The sequence below is a fragment of the Psychrobacter sp. 1Y4 genome (genome assembly GCF_051847555.1).
Map to the genome: position 1 here is coordinate 1 of NZ_JBPYDE010000487.1, position 741 is coordinate 741.

Annotated in this window: 1 protein-coding gene; it reads left to right on the forward strand. The window is 40.8% G+C overall.

Annotation, left to right across the window (positions count from 1 at the left end; all coding sequences use genetic code 11):
* Positions 1–280 precede the first annotated feature (280 nt).
* On the forward strand, positions 281–741 hold a 461-nt coding region (locus tag ACS8FC_RS17120; RefSeq protein WP_439297670.1), incomplete at its 3' end, for an SDR family NAD(P)-dependent oxidoreductase.

A 741-nucleotide genomic window follows, 5' to 3' on the forward strand; every position in this document is an offset into this window, starting at 1 on the left:
TATAATCTTATGATATGTGATGAATGAAATTTTGGCTGATTAAAATGGTGGCGTGTTGATAAATAGAGTTGTCAGCACTTCAAGGTTTTTACGAATGTAAAATTACGCTACATAAGCACTATCAGACACAGTCGCTTTCAACGTAATGACTTGTTATGATGATATCAAAGCAGCAATGCTTGTGCGTGGATTTTATAGTTATAGGCTGCGCTCGCGTATCAATGTCAGGTACGTTTATCGAATTTTAATAAGCACTATATAATAACAAGGATTGAGCATTATGAAGCGTTTTAAAGAAAAAACCGTCATCGTTACTGGAGCAGGCTCAGGTATTGGCCGGGCAACTGCTATTCGCTTCGCCGAGGAAGGTGCGAGAGTCGTTTTGGTAGGACGTACAGCTGAAACATTAGAGCAAACGGCAGCAGAGTTCCCAGAAGATCATACTTGGATTCATACCGACAACTACCTATGTGTCACTTGTGATATCAGCGTACAAAGCCAAGTACAAGGGATGATTAGCAGCGCGATTGATAAGTTCGAGAAGATTGATATTTTAGTAAATAACGCAGGAAAGGCGATTCAAGGTAAAATAACAAACCTATCCTCTGAAGATTGGCACTCGGCTATCAATATCAATTTAAATGGCACGTTTTATGTCTGCCAAGCCGCCATGCCTCATCTAATCGCCACCAAAGGCAATATCGTCAATGTTTCATCTCTCTCAGGTATGGGCGGTGATTG